Annotated in this window: 2 protein-coding genes; both read left to right on the top strand. The window is 59.7% G+C overall.

What is annotated here, in order from left to right:
• The first annotated feature begins 233 nt into the window (after positions 1 to 233).
• Positions 234 to 1,469: a nucleoside recognition domain-containing protein gene (locus QZY03_RS06305; protein WP_295579190.1), complete on the top strand. Its 1,236-nt coding sequence runs from the start codon at positions 234 to 236 to the stop codon at positions 1,467 to 1,469.
• A gap of 345 nt (positions 1,470 to 1,814) precedes the next feature.
• The gene (locus tag QZY03_RS06300) at positions 1,815 to 2,771 is read left to right on the top strand and encodes a hypothetical protein (protein WP_295579187.1); all 957 of its coding nucleotides are present in this window, start codon (positions 1,815 to 1,817) and stop codon (positions 2,769 to 2,771) included.
• The last annotated feature ends 94 nt before the right edge of the window (positions 2,772 to 2,865 follow it).

Genomic DNA, 2,865 nt, shown 5'->3' with positions numbered 1-2,865 from the left:
TTGCATATTAAAGACAACCGTTTGCAATTTCTTGATATGTTACTGAACTCTGACAATACGGCGCTTTCGGCACTTGATAGATTAAGCGTTGTAAATTATAGGATTTGTCAGTTTTAGCATATTTTGTTCCGGATATCCTCTAAATGAAGGTGACGGTGTTGGCGATCCACCGATTGGTGAGCAGTGTGAACCAGGCTCAATAATCTACGCTCTTTTCATCGGAAGGCCCGGCGATGCTCAATCTGATCTGGATCGGCTTCTTCCTCACCGCCTTCGCCTGCGCGTTGTTCCAGTTCTTTGTCGGCGGCCAGCCCGACATCTTCGCCCGACTGATGAAGGCCGGGTTCGATAATGCCAAACTGGCCTTTGACATCGCCCTCGGACTGACCGGCGTGATGTGCCTGTGGTTGGGAATCCTCAAGATCGGCGAGCGCGTCGGCTTTCTCGATGCCCTGGCGCGCCTGTTGGCACCGCTCTTTGCCCGGCTCTTTCCGGAGGTGCCGCCGGGTCACCCGGCCCTGGGGTCGATTACAATGAACATGGCGGCTAATCTGCTCGGCCTCGACAATGCGGCCACCCCGATCGGCATCAGGGCGATGACGCAGTTGCAAACGCTCAACCCGGACCCGGATACGGCGAGCAATGCGCAGATTCTTTTTCTGGTCATCAATGCGTCCAGCATCACCCTGCTGCCGGTGACCATCTTCACGTACCGGGCGCAACTCGGTGCGGCCGATCCGACCGACGTCTTCATTCCAATCCTGATGGCGACCTACTGCTCCACGCTCGCCGGCTTTGCCTTTGTCGCCACCCGACAACGTATTCGTCTCGATCCGGTGGTTTTGGCATGGATCACCGGCCTGACCCTGTGTATCGGCGGCCTGGCCCTTTATTTCGCCGGGCTGCCGCCTGCCGAGATGGCGGCGACATCGTCTTTGCTAAGTAACTTCCTGCTGTTGTCGATCATCATCGCCTTCCTGGTTGCTGCCCTGTGGCGGCAGGTCAACGCATATGAGGCCTTCATTGAGGGTGCGAAAGAGGGCTTTCAGACCGCTGTCACCATCATCCCCTACCTCGTCGCCATGCTGGTTGCCATCGGTCTATTGCGTGCCAGCGGTGCACTCGCCATGGCCATGGAGGGCGCCGCGCAGTTGGTCACCGCCGCCGGATTCGACGCCCGTTGGGTCGACGGACTGCCGACGATGCTGATGAAGCCACTATCTGGTTCAGGCGCCCGTGCCATGATGATTGAAACCATGCAAACCAGCGGTGCCGACTCATTCGCCGGTCGTCTTGCGTGCATTATTCAAGGCAGTACCGAAACCACTTTCTATGTTCTCGCCGTCTACTTCGGCGCCGTCGGCATCAAGCGGGTGCGCTATGCCGTCGCCGGCGGCTTGGTCGCCGACCTGGCCGGATTCGCGGCAGCGGTTGTTGTCGCCTACTTATTCTTTAGCAATGTCCAGTAAATCGCCATCGTCTCGGACCCTTGCCGCGACGGACGACCGTGGGCCTTGATCATCGTTCCGGCAACCCCTGGGACCGCCGGCCGCCGGCCGGCCGGCGGTCCCAGGACGTGGGCCGCGCATGACTTGGCCGAAACGATGATCAACGCCTGTCTGTTGCCTGACCCGTAGAATAATAGGCGTCTGCCCTATTTCGCGCTATCATATACGCTGGAGTTGGATCAGTGCATTTCAAAGTCAAAGAAAAAAGCTGCCTGTCGATAGGGCGCTTGCGTTAGGACACCATTGCGTGGCAGCCTATCCCCACCCACGTTGGTTCAACCCCATCCGCCATATCGGAGCCTAGTCATGGCCGCCCCCATCCCCGGCAGTATTGCGCGACGCGGTCCCGCCGCCGAGCGCGACAGATTGGTGACGCCGCCCCGGCGCCTGCTCGACAAGTTGCAGCCGTTCTCGTTCGCGGATAAGGACTTAGGCGTGCGCGCCAGTGACGTCAGGGTGTTTCAACAGGTGGCGTTGGACACTGACACCATCATCCTGTTACGCCATACTAACCCGAAGTCCCTGCTCTATATCGGCAAGCCCGGCTACACGCCCAAACCGATCGACTGCAAGGCCAAGACCGCCAAGGAGGACGACTTGGTCGGGGGTCAGGTGATGGAGTGCGCCGGGCTGGTGGTGGACCCCAGGCTACGGAGTGGCACGGTCTTCAAGGGTGGGCTGGAGCGGGCGCTTGACAGTTGGAAGCAGTTCATCAGCGGGCAACACCGTGTGAAACTAAAGGATCGCGTTGAAGTCTTCCTGCGCGCCAACGGTAAGGGGTTCTATGCCGTTGATACTCACCCGCCGTCGATTCTCCACCGCCACCATGGCTGCCTGATGCTGTCGCTGCAGGACGTGCCCAAGGATTTCGACCCCGCGACCGGGCATACCCGTGATTGGATGCAGCGGCACATGGCGTATCTGCACGGTGACTATGACCTGTACGGGGTTGTGGATGTGGTCGCCATAAATCGTGCTCAGGGCGTTCAGAAGCAAAGCGTGCTGGAGGAGATGCTGTTCGGCATGAAGAACAGCTTCACGGCACGCACGAGCGCGGTGCAGACCATGCTCAACGCGTTCATCGGCTGCGATATCGTCCAGCACGGTGAACAGGTGGCCTATCAGTTTGCCGCCGACAAAGCGATCTACGTCTTTGCGCCCAACGGCGGGACCTGGGTCATCCGCCCCGGGCGCGCCGAGGCCGAGATGCCAGGGATGATGATGGACCTGTTTCGCTATGTCTTCGGCATCGAGTTGGCTTAGCCCGGTTGGATGCGGCGCGGGGGCCTATCATCGTTCCGGCCGACCGCGACCGGTCCGCACAGCGGACCCTACGGTAAGGCCGCGATCCGTAGGG

Origin of the sequence: uncultured Lamprocystis sp. (genome assembly GCF_903933125.1) — a bacterium.
Lineage (GTDB): Bacteria > Pseudomonadota > Gammaproteobacteria > Chromatiales > Chromatiaceae > Thiodictyon.
The sequence above is the reverse complement of the archived record's forward strand: the minus strand, read 5'-3'. Positions and strand labels throughout refer to the sequence as shown.

Bases quoted from the DNA above. Each gene is read 5' to 3' on its own strand.
- QZY03_RS06305 (WP_295579190.1), top strand. From the start codon at position 234: ATGCTCAATCTGATCTGGATCGGCTTCTTCCTCACCGCCTTCGCCTGC.
- QZY03_RS06300 (WP_295579187.1), top strand. From the start codon at position 1,815: ATGGCCGCCCCCATCCCCGGCAGTATTGCGCGACGCGGTCCCGCCGCC.